Annotated in this window: 13 protein-coding genes; 1 reads left to right on the top strand and 12 read right to left on the bottom strand. The window is 71.5% G+C overall.

Features of this window, described 5'->3' with window-relative positions; all coding sequences use genetic code 11:
* Positions 1–5: 5 nt before the first annotated feature.
* From HY049_09225 to HY049_09170, 12 genes are all read right to left on the bottom strand, one after another.
* Positions 6–1,067, bottom strand: coding sequence for an efflux RND transporter periplasmic adaptor subunit (locus tag HY049_09225; protein ID MBI3449082.1), 1,062 nt, complete (start codon positions 1,065–1,067; stop codon positions 6–8).
* On the bottom strand, positions 1,061–3,043 hold the full coding sequence (locus tag HY049_09220) for a GAF domain-containing protein (GenBank protein ID MBI3449081.1): 1,983 nt from the start codon (positions 3,041–3,043) through the stop codon (positions 1,061–1,063). The genes HY049_09225 and HY049_09220 overlap by 7 nt, the downstream gene beginning before the upstream one ends.
* Positions 3,040–3,423, bottom strand: coding sequence for a response regulator (locus HY049_09215; protein MBI3449080.1), 384 nt, complete (start codon positions 3,421–3,423; stop codon positions 3,040–3,042). The genes HY049_09220 and HY049_09215 overlap by 4 nt, the downstream gene beginning before the upstream one ends.
* The gene (locus HY049_09210; protein ID MBI3449079.1) at positions 3,420–5,339 is read right to left on the bottom strand and encodes a response regulator; all 1,920 of its coding nucleotides are present in this window, start codon (positions 5,337–5,339) and stop codon (positions 3,420–3,422) included. The genes HY049_09215 and HY049_09210 overlap by 4 nt, the downstream gene beginning before the upstream one ends.
* 121 nt (positions 5,340–5,460) lie before the next feature.
* Positions 5,461–6,555, bottom strand: a complete 1,095-nt coding sequence (locus HY049_09205) for a DUF2088 domain-containing protein (GenBank protein MBI3449078.1) — start codon at positions 6,553–6,555, stop codon at positions 5,461–5,463.
* Positions 6,556–6,782: 227 nt separating this feature from the next.
* The gene (locus HY049_09200; GenBank protein MBI3449077.1) at positions 6,783–9,104 is read right to left on the bottom strand and encodes a sulfatase-like hydrolase/transferase; all 2,322 of its coding nucleotides are present in this window, start codon (positions 9,102–9,104) and stop codon (positions 6,783–6,785) included.
* A 60-nt stretch (positions 9,105–9,164) separates the two neighbouring features.
* Positions 9,165–10,826 carry a tetratricopeptide repeat protein gene (locus HY049_09195; protein MBI3449076.1) on the bottom strand — a complete coding sequence of 554 codons (1,662 nt, stop codon included), beginning with the start codon at positions 10,824–10,826 and terminating at the stop codon, positions 9,165–9,167.
* Complete coding sequence (locus tag HY049_09190; protein ID MBI3449075.1) at positions 10,823–11,026, bottom strand: hypothetical protein; 204 nt, start codon at positions 11,024–11,026, stop codon at positions 10,823–10,825. Before HY049_09190 ends, HY049_09195 begins: the two co-directional genes overlap by 4 nt.
* Complete coding sequence (gene rlmD / locus HY049_09185; protein MBI3449074.1) at positions 11,016–12,458, bottom strand: 23S rRNA (uracil(1939)-C(5))-methyltransferase RlmD; 1,443 nt, start codon at positions 12,456–12,458, stop codon at positions 11,016–11,018. Before rlmD ends, HY049_09190 begins: the two co-directional genes overlap by 11 nt.
* Before the next feature lie 61 nt (positions 12,459–12,519).
* On the bottom strand, positions 12,520–12,930 hold the full coding sequence (locus HY049_09180; protein MBI3449073.1) for a CBS domain-containing protein: 411 nt from the start codon (positions 12,928–12,930) through the stop codon (positions 12,520–12,522).
* A 111-nt stretch (positions 12,931–13,041) separates the two neighbouring features.
* Positions 13,042–15,006, bottom strand: coding sequence for a glycosyltransferase family 39 protein (locus HY049_09175; GenBank protein MBI3449072.1), 1,965 nt, complete (start codon positions 15,004–15,006; stop codon positions 13,042–13,044).
* A complete protein-coding gene (locus HY049_09170; protein ID MBI3449071.1) occupies positions 15,003–16,766 on the bottom strand; it encodes a GAF domain-containing protein in 1,764 nt (587 codons plus the stop codon). The genes HY049_09175 and HY049_09170 overlap by 4 nt, the downstream gene beginning before the upstream one ends.
* A 43-nt stretch (positions 16,767–16,809) precedes the next feature.
* Here HY049_09170 and HY049_09165 point away from each other — a divergent pair.
* Positions 16,810–18,216 (top strand): glycosyltransferase family 39 protein (locus HY049_09165; GenBank protein MBI3449070.1); only part of this gene is annotated, 1,407 nt, incomplete at its 3' end.

The raw sequence follows: 18,216 nt of genomic DNA, 5'->3' as shown, positions 1-18,216 counted from the left end.
CGCCATCAACGCTTTCCGGGAGCGAGCGTCACGACGTCGCCCTCCTCGAGCCCCTGGACGACTTCCACGCGATCGTCCCCCCGGAACCCCAGTCGGACGCGCCGGGTCGACTCCCCCGCGCCCGAAAGGCACGTGATCTCGGCGTCGCCGGAGTCCGCGGCCGCGTCCCGGAGCGCGCCCCTGGGAATCGTGAGGCGGCCGGGAGGGAGCGAGAGATCCACGTCGACGACGACGCTCATGCCGGGGCGCAGGTCGGGCCTTCCTCCCGGCGGGATTTCCAGGAGAACCTCCGCCGACCCCGAGGCGGGGTCGAGGACGTCGTTGATCCACCGGAAGCGGGCCTCGACGGCCGCCCCCTCGACCATCTCGGAGCGCACCCACGCGCGCGCGCCGCGGCGGAGGTACGGGTAGGCCCACTGGGGCACGTACACGCGGGCCAGGAGCGGCGCGAGCGCCGTGACGCGGAAGAGCTCCCGCACGTCGTCCGCGATCAAGACCTGGCCCACGACGGCGGTTCGCGCGGAGACGATGCCGTCGAACGGCGCCCGCACGAAGGACTTGTCGAGGGCCTGGGCGGCCATTGCCGCCGACTTCTCGGCGACTTCGAGCTTGAACCGAGCGCTGTCGTACGCCTCGGTCGAGAGCGCGCTCTCCCGCTTCAACCGCTCGGCGCGATCGTACTCGGCGCGCGCCTGCTCCGCGTCGAGCGCCGCGACGTCCCTCGCGAGCGACAGCTCACGGCTCTCGAGCTCGCAGAGGACCTGGCCCTCGCGCACCCGTTCGCCCCGCTGCGCCCGCACCGCGCTGATGATGCCCGGCCGGCGCGTGAGGACCGCGACGTCTTTCTCGACGAAGAGGTGGCTCGCCTGTCGCAGCTTCGCATCGGCCGGCAGATCCCTGCGGACCGGGGCCGACGCGGCGGCTGGATCCGCGTCTCGCGTCGCCGCCCGCCGCGCCGGCGGAGGCGCTTGAACGGCGGCATCGCGCGACGCCTCGCCGGTCGTGCACGCCGCGCAGGCCGCCGCGCAGGTGACGGCGGCGGCCAGGGCCCCCGCGCGCGTCACCACCACAGAAGGCTCCTCACATAACGGTAGGGAGCGCGCAGCGCGAGGGCGGCCAGGCTCCGCCTTCCGGCGGCGATCCGGACCTGGCCCGTCATTCCGGGTCGCAGGTCGGGCATCGCCCCGTCCACCTGGGCCTCCGCGATGATGGAGGTCCGCCCCTCCACGACCTCGGCGGCGTGGCGCACCGCGCGCACGGAGGCGGGCACATCACGCTCGGGGAACGACTCGAACTTCAGGATCGCGGGGAGGGGGAGCGGTTCGGCGAGGAGGACGTCCGCATCCCGCTCCGGCACGGCGATCTCGGCGCGCATCGGCTCGACGGGGGCGAGCGTGCAGAGCACCGAGCCGATGTCCAGAAGCTCTCCCGCCCTCTCCCTCAGGTGCGGCGTCATCAGGACGCCGTCCAACGGCGCCCGCAGCACCGCCTGGTCGATCTTCGATCGCAGGAGGTCCCTCTCCCGCTCCCACCTCGCCCGCTCGAGCCGGGAGACGACAAGGTCCGCCGCGCGCCCCTCGGCCTCGCTTCGCACGAGGGCGAACTCCGCGGCCCGCAGCTTCCCCTCGGCCTCGCCGAGCCGCAACGTCCAGTCGGTGTCGTCGAGCCGGGCGAGACTCTCGCCGGCCCGGACGAGCGCGCCGTCGGGGATATCGGAGACGTCGCGAACGACCCCGCGCACGTGCGCGACGACGTCCACCCTGCGGGCGGGCTGAAGGACGAAGCTGCCGGGGATGCGCAGATCCCACGAGACGAGTGTCGCCACGAGGACCACCGCGGCGACGCCCGCGCCCCACGCCGCGAGCCGCCGTCCCGAGAGCGCCTTGAGCCGCGCGCGGCTCCGGCGCATCGGCTCGAGAACCGAGACGAAGGGGAGATCCCGGTAGAGCCGCGCGTTGCGCAGGGCCACGGTCGCCTGAAGCGCGACGATCGTCGCCGCCTCCCGTGAGGCCTCGGTCAGGATCTCCGGTGTGGCCGTCTCGAACCCGATGGCGCCGAGGCTCCCCTGCTCGTCGGCCAGCGGGATGACGAGGATCCCGCGGCAGGATGAGCGCTCGAAATGACGGGCGGCGCGCTCGCCGAACGGGCCTGCGACCGACGCATCTCCGGGCGAGGAGAGATCCTCGGCCACGACCCCGCGCTCCGGGCTCTCCTCCGCCCCCCGGTCGATGGCCGTGAGGGATCGGCGGCGGCCGGCGGCCCACACGAGGAGCGCCTCGAGGGAGGCGACGGAGGGTTCCTCGCGATCGACGCGCGTGGCCCCCGAGATCGCGTGAAGGCGCAGCGCGCCGCGCTCGTCCACGAGCACGCCGCAGCGATCGAACCCCAGGAGGCGCGCCGGCAGATCCGCGAGCGCCCGGAGGATCCTCGACGCGTCGAGCGTCGAGGCGATCTCGCGGCCCACTTCGGCGATGCCGCGCAATGCGTCCGCCCGCTCCGCCAGATTCTTCGCCGCCCTCGCGAGATCGAGGTTTCTCCGCTGCGCGATGACGAGGGCGGTCTGCGTTGCGAGCACCGACAGGATCTTCTCGTCCCCCGAGGTGAACGACGCACCCCGCCCGCGACGGCCGAGACAGAGGAGGCCGAGCGACTCCTTGTCGACGGCGAGGGATGCGGCGACGATCGCCTCCGGCGCGCGCGGCACCGAGGCCCCTTCCACGAAGGGCGCGATCACGATCGAGCCGGCCGCCGCGTCGATCCGGAGCCCCACGATCGCCGCCAGCTGGCGGCAGGCGTCGCGCGGGAGGCCGGTCGGCTCCGGCTCCTCGGCGCGCATCTCCGGGCTCGCGTAGGCGATGAAGCCGACGTCCGCCTTGAGGAGCGTGACGGCCTCCTCGAGGATACGGGCACCCGCCCCCGCGATGTCGGCGGAGCGGGCGGCGATCTCCGAGACGGAGTAGAGGACGTTGATCTCCTCGTACAGGTTGAGAAGCTCCTCCGTCACCATCTCGAGCCGTCTCTGGGTGTCCTCCCCCGGGCTCAACTCGCGGCCTCCGGCGGGCCGAGGATCTCGAGGATTCTCTCGCGCAGCTTCCGCGGGCTGAACGGCTTGGTCATGATCTCGTCGGCGCCGCTCGCCCGCGCCTTCTCCTTCTGGAACTCCTGCGCGAAGGCGGTGAGGATGAGGACGTGGATCCCGCGGGTCGCGGGATCGGACTTGATCTCCTCGCACACCTGGTAGCCGTCCTTGCGCGGCATGTCGATGTCGAGGAGGATGAGGCTCGGCATCTCCGACTTCGCGAGGCGGGCGGCCTCCTCGCCGTCCTGCGCCGTGATGGGCTCGAACCCGGCCTTCCTCACGACGTAGACGAGCGCCTGCATCGGCGCCGGCTCGTCGTCGCAGACGAGGACCCGCTTCTTCATCGCGCCCCCGCCTCCTGGAGCGCGGCCCGCACGCCCCTGACGAACGACTCGCGCGTCAGCGGGATCCCCGGCCAGCCCGTCTGATCCTGGCGCGGGATGTCGTGGGCCGTCATCAGGATCACCGGGCGCTCGCGCGTCTCGGGATGCGCCCGGAGACGCCGGATCACCTGGACGCCGTCCACACCGGGCATCTTCAGGTCGAGCACGATGAGATCGGGCCGATCCTCCCGCGCCGCGAGAAGAGCCTCCTCGCCGCCGCCGGCAATGGAGACGTCCAGCCCCTCGCGGCTCAGGAGCCCCGCGACCGCCTCGGCCACGTAGCGATCGTCGTCGACGACGAGGACCTTTCCCCGCGGCGACGTGGCGCCCGCGCGGGCCGGGATCGCCGCCCTCACCGCGCCGAGGAATCGCTCGCGATCGATGGGCTTGGGCTGGAACGAGAAGGCCCCCGTCTGAAATCGATCGCCGTCGCGGACGACGCTGAGCGCGAGGACGCGGATCCGCTCGGTGCGGCTGTCCTCTCGAAGGTCCCCGAGCATCGTGAGCGCCTCCCCGCCCTCCATCAGGAGATCGAGGACGAGCCCGTCGGGGGACGCCTGGCGGGCGAGCCGCAGCGCCGAGACCGCATCGGCGGCCTCGAGGACCTCGGCCCCGTCGCCGGCGAGGATCTCCCTCAGGATCTCCCGGAGAGGCTCGTCGGCCGAGGCGATGATGAAACGCCGTGGAGCCTGAGGCGCCATGGCGCCGGAAAAGGCCGCTTCCTCGGCGGCCGCGGCCGCCGCCATCGCCTCCTCGATCAGCGGATCGCCCGCCTGGGCCGGCGCCGAGCGCTCGAGGATCGGGTCGGCGGCGGGCCGCGTGAGATCGTCGATGCGCTGCGCCATGCGATCGACCTCCGTCCGGATCGACTCGAGATACCGCCGGCGCTCCGCCGGGTCGAGCTCGTCCTCGCCGACGATCTCGGCGAGGGCCTTGATGCCGGTGAGAGGCGTCTTCAGATCGTGCGCGATCGCCGCGGGGCGAAACGCCGCCTCGGCCTCCGAGCGCGCGAGGTGAAGGGCCCGGCTCCGCTCGACGATCTGCGCGTCCAGCTCCTCCCGGCGCGATCTCAGGATGCCGGCCATGATCGAGAAGCTGGTCGACAGCTCCCCCAACTCGTCCGGGGGCCTCGGCCCGAGATGAAACGGCTCGTCGAGCCTTCCCTCCGAGATCCACTCCACGTGCTCCTTGAGGACGTGGATCGGGGCGACCACCTGCCGGACGAGAAGCCACGTCGCGAAGAGGCCGAAGGCGAGGCAGGCGGCCGCCGCGAACGACACACGCCAGACGATCTTCGACAGCAGGGAGTCGAGGGGCTCTGTCGCAAGGGTGATCTCGATCCAGCCCCGGAGCGCGGCCGGATCCTCCCCGCTCCCTTCGAGCGCACGGCGGAATCGCTCGGACAGCGGGACCGCGCGCTCGGCCTCCCGCGGATCGCTCAGCGTGCCCGGAAGCGGCGCCCGCTCGTCACCTTTGGGGGAGCCCCCGGGGCTCGCCGCCGCGCGGCGCACCGGCACCAGGATGTCGAGCCGGTGGCTCCGGGTGTTGGCCTGCTCGTCGCCGACGTGCGCGATCGCCTTCCCCGAGCGATCGAAGAAGCCGGCGTAGACGACGTACGGATCGCGCCCGACGTCGGCGAGCGAGTCTCCGATCTTCCACGGGTCGCCGGCCTGGATTGCGGCGCCGTTCCGCGCGGCCCACCTCTCGACCCGCGCGATCTCGGTCAGCCGGAGCTGGTCGCGCACCGTCCCCCGGGCGAGGTAGTAGGTCGACCCGATCGTCACCGCGAGGGCGAGGCCGAGGATCCACCCCACGTGCGCGACGAGCTTGCCCGCGAGGCCGAGCCGTGACAGCCATCGTCGCGTGGTCTCTCTCACCGGTCTCTCCGACGAACCGGGCGGCGGGCACCGGCGATCGATGGACCCGCCCGTGTGGGGATGGAAAGGGCATGTTAGCCCCGACGTGAAACGGGCCGCAAGACTTAATCCTTCCTGAATGTCATGGGCGGCTGACGCTGAGCTTGCTGGCGCCGTCGAAGAGCAGGATCCTGGCGTCCGGGTCCATGGCCAGCCACTCGCCGATGACGGCCTGAGGATCGGTGACCGCCACCATGTGCGCCGCGCCGATCTCCTCGGGCGCGAGGGCCGCGTGCAGGTGCAGCGCCGAGAGACGCAGGATGAGTCGGGCGAAGTTCACGGCCTTGTGCGAGTAGAGACGGTACGGTCCCTGCGGAGGCGCGGCGGCGGCGGTGAGGTTTCCCCTGAGCGGCTCCCAGAAGGCCGGGAGCGTGTGCGCCGGACCCACGCCCCCCGAGCACTCGCACAGGAAGAGGATGTCCCCACCGTCCTCGACGGCATCGCCGCACAGCTCGAGGGCGCGCTGCGCGATGTACAGGTCGATGTCGTTCGGGTACCCGCCGGGCGAGATGACGGCGAACCGCGCGGGCTCGGTGACGACGTGGGAGATCGCGTCGGCGCGGACCATGCCGCGGGACGCGGCGTCCTCGAGCTCCCCCGCCTCGGCCCAGAAGATCTCGTCCCCCGATGAGCCGAACGTGAGGGCGAAGGCCGGCCGGCCCGAGAGCGCGGCGTCGAACGCCTCGACGTAGTCCTCGGCGAGCGGGTTCGTCCGGCGCGCCGCTTCCGGATGCCACGGGTGGTGGCCGGCGCGCGAGCGGGGATCGAGAGTGAAGGAGTGATTCGCCTCGATCGCCTCCATCGCGGCGAGCCCGGGGAAGACGAACTTCGGGGGGCACGAGTAGCCCGCGAAGTAGTGCGGCTTCATGTCGCTGAGGACGAAGAAACCTTCAGCCTCCATCGCCCGCGCGTCGAGCCGCACCGGCGTGCCGCGCGACGTCACGCCGAAGTCGGTGAAGGGGCCCGCGATCGCGTCGTGGAGAATGACGCGCCCGACCGGCACCCCCTCCGCCCGGAGGAGCCCTTCGAGCTCGGAGGCGAGCGCGACCGTCGCCGGGGATCGGGGATCGTGAGAGCCGGTCGCGACGACGAGCCACGACTCCCGCGCGGCTCGCAGCGCGGGGGCGATCGCGCGCACAAGCGGAGCCCTGGGCTCCTCGCGGGTCGCGTCGCTCACGAGGAGCGCGACGGTGAGGCCGGCGAGAGCCTCGGCAGGCCTTCCGCCGCACGCGAGCGCGAGAGAGAGGATCGACGCGTCCGCCTCCGCAGGGCGATCCGCGTGCGATCGGGGCCGGCGGGGGCGGTGGATCCCGGCGACGTTCTCGGCGGGAACGAGAAGCCGGATCTCCCCCCGGCCGTACCTGAGGGGCCACTCGACGAGGGTGCGATCGTCCGCGGCGGGCGTCAGGGCGCGCGTCCGGAGACGCGCTTGAGCCCCTCGCGCGCCGCGCCGAAGGACGGGTTCGCGCGCAGGGCCTGCTCGAAGTAGCCGCGCGCCGCGCGGAGATCGCCGCGGCTCTCCGCCACGAGGCCGAGCCCGTGGTATCCCTGCGGCGCCTGCGGCGCCGCCGCGATCCCCGCCCGGTACTCCGCCTCGGCTTCGGCGATCTTCCGCTGCGAGAAGTAGACGTCCCCCCGCGCGAGATGGACCTCGGGAAGCGAAGGGTCGATCTCGGCCGCGCGGCCCAGCGTCTTCAGCGCGTCGTCGGGGCGCTGCGCGCTGAACTGGAGCCAGCCCAGTGAGAGCAGCGAGTCGATGCTGTTGGGATCGACGTCGAGGGCGTGCTCGTAGAAGACCTCGGCCTCGTGCGCCTGGCCGCGGCGCTGGAAGATCTTGGCCATCGCCAGGATTGCCTGGAGGTGATCCGGGCGCTGCAGGAGCACCTTCTTGTAGTAGCTCGCCGCCTCGTCGAAATTCCCCTGCACGAAGGCGAGGTTGCCGAGCGAGGCGAGGGCATAGGCGTGGCCGGGGTGCGCGGCGATGGCGCGGTCGAGCGCTTTTTTCGCCTCGTCGTATTGCCCGGCCATCATCCGGATGTAGCCGACGCTCAGGAGGACGTCGACGTCGGCCGGATTCTTCGCGAGAAGCGTTCGGTACTCGCCGAGCGCCTCGTCGAACATGCGGAGGGAGCGGTACGAGTCGCCCATCGTCCGCCGAACCGAGTCGTTGGCCGGGTCCTCCGCGAGGATCGAGCGCGCCACCTCGACGGCCACCTGGAAGTCGCCGGTGCCGTACGCCGTGTAGGCGCGGTTGATCCGGTCGAGCAACTGGAGGCGATCCTTGGGATCGGCCAGACCCCGGGCGCCCCCCGACAGGAGGAGCATCGGGTCCTGCGAGAGGGCGTCCTTCGACCCCTCGCTCCCGCCGGTGTACCCCAGGCTCCGGAGCTTCGCCTCCTCCTCGGGCGAGAGGCCCACCGATTCCGCCTCCTTCGCCTGGGCCGCCGCGTCACCCACGATCCGCTCGAGCTTCCCGCGGAGATCCGCCGCCTCCGCCGCGTGCGACCCCGCGACGTTGCTCTTCTCAGCGGAATCCGCCGGAAGGTCGTACAGCTCCCGCCGTGGAGCCTCGATGAACTTCCACTTCCCCTCGCGGAGGGAAGCGACCGGGCTCCACCCGTACATGAGAAACGGGATCGCCGCCTCGGTGAAGGCGGCGAGCTTCAGGTCGGGGGTCTGCCCGTCCATCAGCGGCCAGAGCGAGGTCCCCGCAGCGGCGGGCCGTGGCGGCAGCCTCAGGAGGTCCAGGATCGTGGGCATGATGTCGACGGTTCTCACCACCGAGCTGACGCGCTTCGGGCCCGAAAGGAACCCGGGAACCTGGATGATGAGCGGGACGCGCGCCGTCTCGTCGTAGACGAAGACCCCGTGCGTCTGCTCCCCGTGATCGCGCAGCCCCTCGCCGTGATCTCCGACCGCGACGACGATCGTCCTCTCGCGCGCCCCCATCTCCTTGATGGCGGCGAGGAGGCGTCCGAGCTGCGCGTCCACGTAGGCGATCTCGCCGTCGTACCCGTTCCGCCCGTACTCCTCGCGGTAGGGCGAAGGGGGATGGTACGGGGAGTGCGCGTCGTAGTAGTGGACCCAGAGGAACCACTTCGAGGACTTCGCCTGCGCCAGGTACTTGAGCGCCGCGTCCGTGACCTCGCGGGCGCCGCGCTGGGAAATGAGGGCGTCGTGCGCTCCCGCGTCGGGGAGGTAATCGTCGTACGACTCGAACCCCTGGTCGAGCCCGAACATCGAGTGGAGGATGAACGCCCCGACCACCGCGCCGGTGTGCCATCCGCCGGCCTTCACCACTTCGGCGAGCGTCTCGACCGAGGCCCGGATCCGCGCGGTGCCGTTGTTGCGCCCGCCGTGGGCGGGGGGGAGGAGCCCCGTCAGGATCGACGAGTGGGACGGGAAGGTCATGACCGCCGCCGTGTAGGCGTGCTCGAAGAGCGCCCCGTCGTCGGCGAGGCCGTCGAGGATCGGCGTCCGGATGTGCTTGTAGCCGTAGGCGCCGAGATGATCGGCGCGCGTCGTGTCGAGCGTGACGAGCAGAACGTTGTAGTCCGAGGTGTTCCCGCGGAAGGGTCGCACTCCCCCGCCCCAGAGGAGGTAGGCGACGAGGACGGCGACCAGCCCCAGGAAGCCGAGCCCGAGCACGGCCGCCCGGCTCTTGAGGACGGAAGGGATCTTCGGTGCGCTGCGTGCGGCGCTCTTCACGGGTTTCTTCTTCGCCATGGGCGGCCCAGTCTAGCTTGGGAGCGCCGCGATGACGAGAGGAACCCGGCGGCCCACCGATCACCTCCCGTCCCGCAACCGCCCCTCGATCGTCCGGATCAGGTCCCGGAGCTGCCCGGCGTCCGCCGGGTTCGGCGCGAGCTCGAGAGCCCGCGTCGCCTCGACCCGCGATTCCTCGAGCCGGCCGTCCTGGTAGAGGAGCCCGGCGAGGCTCTCGTGCGGGCTCAGGAGGCCCGGGTCCTGCGCGACCGCGTCGCGGAACGCCGGCTCGGCCTCCTTGAATCTCCCGAGCCGCAGATACGACATCCCGAGGTTGTTGTGCGCGATGGCGAGCCATGGGGCGATCCTCGCCGCCTCCGCGTACGCGACGAGGGCCTCTCCCTCACGCCCGCTTCGGGCCAGGGCGTTCCCGAAGTTGAACTGCGCCTTGGCCGACGCCGGGCACGTCGCGACATCGCTCCCGTAGAACGAGAGGTCGCTCGCGAACTCCGCCGCCCTCGCGTGCGTCCGCACGCCGGCGGCGCCGATGACGAGGGCCGCGGCGCCGCAGACCCCGGCCGCCGCGGCGCGCGAGGGAATCCGCGAGAGCGCCTCGGCGAGGAGGGCGCCAAGAATCGCGATCAGGAGGAGCGACGGGAGGTACACGACCCGTTCGGCCATCAGCACGGGGGCGAGCACCACGAGGTTCGACGCGGGCGCGAAGGCGAGCGCGGCGGCCGAGAGGGGAATCCACAGAGGCGAGCGCGTCCGGATGAAGGCGACGAGCGCCGCGCCCCCCGCCAGCAGAATCGCCGCCCCCGCGACGACGTGGCCGTCGAGAACCGACGCGGCGAGAGGGACGGTATCGAAACCGTGATCGCCGCACAGGCGAGCGGGCCAGAGCCACAAGCTGGCGTACCGCGCGACGACCGCAATCGGAGTGAGCCACCGCGCGGCGCCCGGGGCGCCGAGCAGTGGGTTGTCGAGCCGGCTGACCGCCGCGGCATCGAGGCCGAGGCCGATCGCGCGGTAACGCATCACGAGGTAGCCGGAGAGAATCGTCATCGGGAGCAGGAATGCGAGCAAGGTCCTCCCGGAACTCGCCGGCTTGCCTGAGGCGCGCTCGCCCTCCCGAAGCGCGAACGGCGCGATAAGCGCCAGCCCGACCGCCGACTCCTTCGAGAAGAGCGCGAGGGCGAGGCACGGGAGAGCCATCGCCAGGTGACCGCGGATCGCGAGATTGAGGAACGCGAGCGCCAGGAGCGACGCGAGAAGGTCCGGGCGCCCGAAGATCGCCGCCGCCGGCTCCGAGTGGATCGGATGGGCCGCCGCGAGAGCCGCGGCGATCGCCGCGGCGGCGGCCGTCGCTCCCTCCCCGAGACCCCGCGCGCGGGCGAGCCCCGCGACGAGCAGCCCGACGAGGAGAGCGCACGCGGCGTGGAGGGCGACGTTCGTGGCGTGGTGCGCCGGCGCCCCGCCGCCCCAGATCGCGCGCTCGATCGCGTACGAGACGATCGGGAGTGGGCGGTAGTAGGGCTCCACCGACTTCAGGCCGAACCAGTACGAGCGCCCGAAAGCCGCGAGGGCGGCGCCGACCGATCGCACGGCGGCGTTCCCGGCGACGAGGGCGACGTCGTCGGAGATGAACCCCCCGCCGAGGGCGGGGGCGTAGGCGGCCAGGGGAATCGCCACCGCCAGGAGCGCGACCGGGGCGAATCTCAGCGCGCCCGGCCGCGGGATCACTTCCTTCGCGATCCCTTCGGGGCTCCCGTGAACTCGTACGTCGCGTCCTTGGTCTCGCAACCCGGGCAGAACGGGACGATGGCGTCCTTCTCGAGCGGCACGGACGTCCTCTTCCCCATCGATCGGCAGATCAGGCACTCGAACTCGCCGGCCCTGAGGACCATCTCGCCGGTCTTGAACGTGTCGGAGCTATTCGGCATCCTGGGCTCCTTCCTCGTCTTTCGCCGCCGCCCGCCCGAGCCGCGTCCCGGGCGTGCGATCCACCTGGACGACGCACTCCACGTGGAAGGTGTGCGGGAACATGTCCACGGGTCTCACGCGGATGAGCGAGTAGTCCCGATCGCAGATCTGGTTGAGGTCCCGCGCGAGCGTGGCGGGGTTGCACGAGACGTACACGAGGCGCCGGGGCCTCAGGCGCAGCATGTGGTGAATCACCGACTGGTTCAGCCCGGCCCTCGGCGGGTTCACGATGACGATCGTCGGGGGGTGCTTGTCGGACCCCATCGCCGCCAGCGCCTTCCGCGCCTCCGCCTTGATGAAGAAGCAGTTCCGCACTCCGTTGAGGAGGGCGTTGCGCTCGGCGTTGCGCACGGAATCGGGCTGCGACTCGACGCCGCGCACCTCCGCGGCGACGCGCGAGGCGAGGATCGAGATCGTGCCCGTCCCCGAGTAGAGATCGAGCACGCGGTCCTCGGGGAGGATCCCGGCGGCGTCGAGCGCGGCGGCGTACAGGCGCTCCGCCTGCCTCGGGTTGGTCTGGAAGAACGACGATGCGGTGATCTCGAACGTCGCCCCCGCGATCCGCTCCGTGATGTAACCGCGCCCGTGCAGGACCTCCTCTCGATCCCCGACCGCCACCGTCGCGCGGCGCGCGTTGACGCTCCGGATGAACGAGACGACCGCGGGAAACCTCGCCGCGGTCGCCCGCGCGATCTCCCGCACGGCGTCCGCCTCACCTTCGGACGTGACGAGGTTCACCATCGTCTCGCCCGTGAACTTCCCCTCGCGGATCGCGAGATACCGCAGGAATCCCTGGTGCGTCTTCACGTCGTACGGGGCGAGCCCCGCGGCGCCGCAGGCCTCCCGGACGAAGGCGACCAGCTCGTTGGAGAGGGGCGATTCGAGGTGGCATCGGGAGAGGTCGAACACCTCCTCGTACGATTCCGCCGGGTGGAGCCCCAGGATCATCTTCCCCGAGGCGTCGCGCCCGAACGAGAACTCCATCTTGTTCCGATAGAAGAAGACGTCGGGCGAGGGAAGCGTGTCGTCGACGATCGGATCCTCGAGCTTTCCGATCCGTTTCACCGCCTCCACGACCTGCCTCTTCTTCCACTCGAGCTGCGCGGCGTAGTCGAGATCCTGCCAGCGGCACCCACCGCAGACGCCGAAGTGATCGCACCGCGCCTCGACGCGCTGCGGCGACGGCTCGAGGATCTCGATCCTCTTCGCCTCGGCGTGCGAGCGCTGGAGCCTCGTCACCTCGGCCCGGACGAGATCCCCGGGAAGGGCCCGCCTCACCATCACGACGTACCCGTCGTGGCGCGCGACGCCGGGCCCCCCGTAGGCGAGATCCTCGATGCGGAGGACCAGCTCGTCCCCCTTCTTCACGGGCGCGGCGCCGGCGGTCTTCATGCGGTCGGGACTCCACGGGGCGGCGGCATCGCGCGGCGCGGCGCCGGAGGATGTGTGACGGTCAGTCCTGGAGGAGATCGTAGAGGTCTTTGAGCATGTCGGTCGCCGTCACGATCCCGACGAGCGTCTCGCCGTCCACGACGGGCAGCGCACCGAACTTGCGATCGTGGAGGACCTTCACGGCGTCGCGAAGGGGGGTCGAGGGGGTGACGGTGTAGGGATTGCGGGTCATGATCTGCCCGACGCGCGTGGAGTCGACGACCCGCTCGAAGGTCTCGCGATCGGCGCCCGAAAAAGGCGACGGGGTCGCGCGCTTCAGGTCGCGATCGGTGATGATGCCGACGAGCTTCCCCCCCTCGACGATCGGCACGTGCCGGATGTGGTGCTTCTGGAAGGCGAGCAGGGCGTCCCGGAGCGTCGCGTTCTCTCCGAGTGTGACGACCTGCTTGATCATCCGATCGGCGACCTTCATTCACCTTCCTCCGGCAGCGACGGATCGCGCCCTGCACCGCTCCCGGGCGGCCGCGCCGCGCAGGATATCGCACGCCCCGTCGGAGCGGCAACCGGACCGCGGCCGAAGGGCTCAATCGTGGATCGTGACCGAGCCAAAGGCGGTGGTGCCGCTCGCCGCCAAGCTCTTCTTGCCGTCGCGCACACCGACCTCCAGATCGTAGGTGCCGGCCGGGAGCCACTCCCCGAGGAACCAGTCGATCTCGTGACGCGCGATTGCACCTGTCGGGAGCGGCGCGAGGTCCGACGCGGGCGCGGCGAGCGGCCACATGAGCGGCGCGCGCGCCCCTGAGACGCGCTCGACGAGGGCGTACTCCGGGGCGAGCGCCGCCGCGCGGGCGTCGAGGCGCTCCCAGACGAACGACGCATGCACGACGCGGCCGGCGGCCAGAGCCGGAGTCCAGGGAACGCCGAGGTACTCCGCGAGCGCGGGAACGCGCGCCGCGGGCCGCGGGGGCGCGGCGAACGCGATCATCGTGAGCTCGATCGCGTCGCCGAAGCGCACCTCGACCGGCCTCCACTCGGCATCCGGCGGGCGCAGGGGTCCGGTGTCGGGTGCTTTCGCACCGGACGTCAGGTCGCGCAGCTCGAAGTTCAGAATGGGCCCCGCGGGGAACGGCGCGAGGCGCGCCCGCAGCCCCTCCCCGAGGTCGTCGTTCCGGTCCGCGAGGAACCAAGCTCCTCGCCGACCCGACTCGGGAAGATCGCCGGCGGCGACGCCGTTGTATCTCTCGCGCCCGAGGTAGTGGAGCATCTGCGGCGAGGCGATCTCGCCGTGCGTCAGGAGGACGCCCCCCTCCGGCACCGCGTCGTGGAGCGCCTGCCCGAGAAGCGGCCAGCCGGGGACGCTGACGTCATTGAAGTACGAGCGCGTCTGGGCGGGGGCCTGGGAGAGGAAGAGCGCCATCGGCGCCGCCGCCGCAAGAACCGATACCGCCGCTCCGGCGACCGGAGACACCGCCGCGGCGATCTCGCCGAGCGACGCGGGGAGCATCACGGCGCCGAGCGTCGCGAGGGGGAGCAGGTAGTAGACGAGGTGCTCGTTGTAGTGACAGGCGTTGGTGAAGACGACGTGGTGCGCGCCGCAGAAGACCGCGACGGCTGCTGCGAGCGCCCCGGCCTCCCCGACCGTCCGCCGCCACACGAGCCTCGCCGCAAGGAGCGCGACCCCCGCCGCCGCCATCCACGCGATCGGCGGCGTGAGGGCGTACTCGAGATTGATGCGAATCCGGTAGAGGTACTCGCCCCACGTGAACGGGAGCTGCGGGCTCGAAAGGACCCTGAGCGAGAGCGACGCCAGGAGATCCTGGAACGAGCCGGAGATCGCCAGGATGTGCAGGCCGACCGCCGCGAGCGCTCCCCCCGCGGACGCGACGAGAGCCGCGGCCATCCCGAGGGATCGCGCGCGCGTCGCGGGGGCGATCCACGACGCGATCGCGAGGGCGGGCGCGAGGTAGGCGCCGGGCCAGTCGATGAGCGTCGTCACGACGACGAGACCGAGGCAGGCGCGCCAGGCGGCGATGGAGCCCGTCCCCTCGTGGCGGAGCCACGCGGCGATCGCGAGGAGACCGAAGAAGGTGACGAAGGCCTCGTGATCGAGCATCTGCCCGTAGTAGACCGCCCCCGGGGCGAAGGCGAAGAGGAGCGCGGCCACGGTCCCGGCGCCCGCGCCGGCCATCCGGCTCGAAAGAACGAAGAGGACGGGGCACGTGAGGGCCGAGAGCACGAGCGGCATGAGCCGCGCCGCCCACTCCGTCACGCCCAACGCCCGGAAGGCCAGTGACGTCAGAAGGGCGATCGTCGGCGGATGATGGGCGAAGAACGTCAGATCGTGAGGTCCCGCCGGGCCGATGGTCCGCACCTGGCCGAACCGCGTCGCGAGATAGCCGTGCTCGAGGTAGTTGCGCGCGAAGATCGAGAAGTTCGCCGTGTTGTGATCCGCGAAGGTCATGAACGGAGAGCGGACGTGGTAGAGCCTGGGGACGAGCGCGGCGACGACGAGGGCGGCGAGGAGGGCGGCGCGGCGCGCGCGGGTCAACGCGCCTCCCCGCCCCCTTCAGGGCCGGCGATCGGCAGAGCGAACGTGAAGAGGCTTCCGCCGTCCGGCGACGACTCGACGCCGATCCTCCCGCCGTGCATCTCGACGATCTCGCGCGCGATGACGAGGCCGAGCCCCGTTCCGCGGGGCCGGCCGGGCCCCTCCGCGATCTGCGAGAACTTGCGGAAGAGGCGCTCGAGATCCGCGGGGGCGATCCCGCGACCGGTGTCTCTCACCTCGAAGACGGCCGCGGCGCGGGATCCGGGAAGCTCGCCGGCGCCCGCGGTCACCGTCACCCGCCCTCCGGCCTCGGTGAACTTCAGCGCGTTGCTCACGAGGTTGCTGAGCACCTGCAGGAGTCGATCGCGATCTCCGGCAAGGTCCGGGGGGGCGCCGGAGGTCTCGGCGACGAGCGCCAGCCCCCGCTCGGCCGCCAGCCCCTCGAAGGCCTCGCACGTCTCCCGCACGAGGGAGGCGGGGGCCAGCGCCGCCACGTGAAGGTCCATCTTCCCCGCCTCGATCTTCGCGAGGTCGAGGTAGTTGCTCGTGAGGCGATCGAGGCGATCGGCCTCGCGCACGATCCTCTCGAGAAAGGTCCGCCGCTGCTCGGGCGGCATCTCGTCGAAGTCGTCGGCGAGGATCTCCGCGTACGACCGGATGGAGGTGAGGGGCGTCCGCACGTCGTGCGCGACGATGGACATCAGCTCGGACTTCATCTCGTCGAGCCGGCGCATCGCGCGCAGCTCCTCCTCCATGCGCGCCCGGGCGCCCGCCTCGCTCACGAGCCGGGCGTTCTCGAGGGCGATCGCCGCGTAGTTGGCGAACGCCAGGAGAAAATCCCGATCCTCCTCGTCGAACCCGGCGCCGGCCGTGCGGCTGTCGACGTAGATCACGCCGAGCACGCGGCCGTCCCGCTCCACGAGCGGCACGCAGATCACCGACCGGATCCGGAAGTTCACGACGCTCTTGTGATCGCGAAAGCGCTCGTCGCTCTGGGCGTCCGAGGTGAGGACGGGGGCGCCCGACGCCGCGACCTGCCGGGCAATCCCGGTGGAGATCGTGCGCGCTCCGGCCGACGAGATCTCCTCGCCCATGTTGCGGTGCGCGCGCAGCGTCAACCCCTCGCTCGGCGCCCCCGCGAGCATGACGAAGCCGCGATCGGCGCCGATGACCTTCAGAGCCAGATCGAGGATGAGATCGATCAGGTTGCCGCGATCGACCGACGAGTTCACCACCCGCCCGATCTCGTACAGCGTCTGCATCATCCGCCGCGCCCGCTCGATGCGCGCGATGCCGAGGCGCAGGTCGCCGAGAGCCGCCTCGAGGCCGTGAAGCCCCTGCTCGAACCCGGCGCCTCCCGCGCCGATCTTCCGGAGGCGTTCGACCGCCTCCCACGCCTCGGCGACCAGGGCGCTGCCCAGGAGAGCGGCCGGTCCGGGATGGTCGCCCACCGTCGTCTGCATCGCAGTGGGGGCGGCGTCCACGAATGAGTAGAGGGAGTCGCCGAGCCGGATCAGGTCGCCGTCCCGCAGCTCGCACTCGTCGACGCGGCGGTTGTTGACGAAGACGCCGAGGCTCGACCCGGCGTCGCGGATCGAGAAGACGCTCCCCATCCTGACGACGCTCGCGTGGTGTCGCGAGACGCGGAGATCGTGCGAGACGATGTCGTTGTCCGAGGCGCGTCCGAGGGAGACGACATCCCGCTCGAGCGCGTGCACGATCTGTCGGCCGTTGTTGTCGGAGAAGACGAGGCAGGCCATGGGAAGATTATATCGCCGGGCCCCGTGGTACGATCGCGCGCGCATGTCCGAACGCAGGTCTCACCCGTGGATCGACCCAGGCGCCGTCTTCGTCCTCGCGATCGGGCTCCGGCTCGCCTACGTGCGCGACATCGAGATCGCCGGGCTCGGATCCTTTCTGAGACTGGACCCGCTCTACTACCACGAGTGGGGCGCCCGCATCGCGAGAGGTGAGTGGGTCGGCGCGCAGCCCTTCGAGATGTCCCCGCTCTACCCGTACCTCCTCGGCGCCGTCTACCGGATATTCGGGGAGGGACTTCTCGCCCCGAAGATCGCCCAGGCCTTCCTCGGCGCGCTCACGTGCGCGCTCGTGACCGTCCTCGCGCGCCGCCTCTCCGGCCGCGCGGCGGGCCTCGTCGCCGGGCTCCTCCTCGCGACGTACGGTCCGGCCCTCTTCTACGACGGGCAGATCAACAAGACCACCCTCGCGATGTTCCTCTCGGCCCTCCTCGCCTCGGCCCTCGTCGTCTCCGAAGGCCGGCGGAAGGGATGGATCGCGTTCGCGGGGCTCGTCCTGGGCCTCGCGGCGCTCGTGCACGAAAACGTGAACCTCGCGGCGCCGCTCGTCGTGGCGTGGCTGATCTTCCCCGTGGGGATCGTCCCGTGGAACGAACGAGGGGCGCGCGCCCTGATCTTCGCGGCCGGCTGGGCGGTCGCCGTGGCCCCCGCGACGGCTCACAACCTGGCCGCCACCGGCGAGGTGGTCCTGATCACGACGGGCGGCGGCGAGAACTTCTACACCGGGAACCACGAGGGGGCCTCCGGGCGCTACTCCCCTCCGCCGTTCGTCCGCCCCGACCCTTTCTTCGAGCACGAGGACTTCCGCGCCGAGGCGGCGCGGCGCCTCGGCCGCCCGGTCACGCGCAGCGATTCGTCGCGGTTCTGGTGGGACGAGGGAGCGCGCTACCTCTCCTCGCACCCTGGAGCGGCGATCCCCCTCCTGTGGGACAAGCTCTCGGTCTTCTGGAACGCCTTCGAGCGCCCGGACAACTTCTTCTACGAGAACTTCCGCCGCTTCTCGCCGACGCTGTCGCTTCCGCTCGCCGGGTTCGGCCTCATGGCGCCGCTCGCGCTGGTCGGGATGGCGCTCGCCGCCCGGCGCTTCCGAGAGATGTTTCCACTCTACGCCGTGGTGGCGGCATTCCTCCTCTCCGCCGTCATCTTTTTCACCCAGTCGCGGTACCGGATGCCGGCGGTGCCGCTTCTCACCGTCTTCGCCGCCCAGGCGATCGTCACCCTCGTCGATCTCGCGCGGCGGCGCGAGGGGCGCGCGGCGGCGGTGTCGGGGGTGGCGCTCGCCGGCGCCTTCCTGTTCGTGAACCGCGACCCCGGGAACAACGCGGCCTTCTGGGCGCAGAACGACGCCATCCTCGGCGAGATGTACGCCAACGCCGGACGGCTGGACGACGCG

This window comes from Acidobacteriota bacterium, assembly GCA_016195325.1.
Classification (GTDB): Bacteria; Acidobacteriota; Polarisedimenticolia; order JACPZX01; family JACPZX01; genus JACPZX01.
This window is presented reverse-complemented; position numbering and strand designations above follow the sequence as displayed.

Excerpts from the sequence above, each read along its gene's own strand:
- HY049_09215 (MBI3449080.1), bottom strand. The coding sequence starts at position 3,423 with ATGAAGAAGCGGGTCCTCGTCTGCGACGACGAGCCGGCGCCGATGCAG.
- HY049_09200 (MBI3449077.1), bottom strand. The coding sequence starts at position 9,104 with ATGGCGAAGAAGAAACCCGTGAAGAGCGCCGCACGCAGCGCACCGAAG.
- HY049_09190 (MBI3449075.1), bottom strand. The coding sequence starts at position 11,026 with ATGCCGAATAGCTCCGACACGTTCAAGACCGGCGAGATGGTCCTCAGG.
- rlmD (MBI3449074.1), bottom strand. The coding sequence starts at position 12,458 with ATGAAGACCGCCGGCGCCGCGCCCGTGAAGAAGGGGGACGAGCTGGTC.
- HY049_09180 (MBI3449073.1), bottom strand. The coding sequence starts at position 12,930 with ATGAAGGTCGCCGATCGGATGATCAAGCAGGTCGTCACACTCGGAGAG.
- HY049_09170 (MBI3449071.1), bottom strand. The coding sequence starts at position 16,766 with ATGGCCTGCCTCGTCTTCTCCGACAACAACGGCCGACAGATCGTGCAC.